Genomic DNA, 393 nt, shown 5'->3' with positions numbered 1-393 from the left:
CCGATCTGTTCGACCCGGAGACGGTGGCCGCCTTCGCCGACCGCTTCGTGCGCATCCTGCGCGGTGTCGCCGAGGACCCGGAGATCGCGGTCGGCGATATCGATCTGCTCGGCGAGAGCGAGCGTCTGGATGTGTCGCAGCGCTGGGTGTCATCCGCGGCGGACGCCGCTGGTACGCAGCGGTTCGCCGATCCCGGCATCACTCTGGTCGGGCTGTTCGACGCCGCCGTCGCCGCGCACCCGGGTCGCGTCGCGGCCCGCTTCGGTGTGGAGACGCTGACCTACGCGGAGCTGGACCGGCGCGCGAATGTGCTGGCGCGCAGGCTGATCGCCGACGGCGCGGGCCCGGAGACGCTGGTCGCGGTGATCCTGCCGCGGTCGCTGGACCTGGTGG

1 protein-coding gene is annotated in these 393 nt (G+C 72.5%); it reads left to right on the top strand.

From position 1 onward, the window contains the following. Positions 1-393: AMP-binding protein (locus tag IU459_RS37690; protein ID WP_195134328.1), on the top strand; the 393-nt coding region annotated here is incomplete at both ends.

The organism is Nocardia amamiensis, assembly GCF_015477605.1.
GTDB lineage: Bacteria > Actinomycetota > Actinomycetes > Mycobacteriales > Mycobacteriaceae > Nocardia > Nocardia amamiensis_A.
Note: the sequence above shows the minus strand (reverse complement) of the source record. Positions and strands in the feature narration are given on the sequence as shown.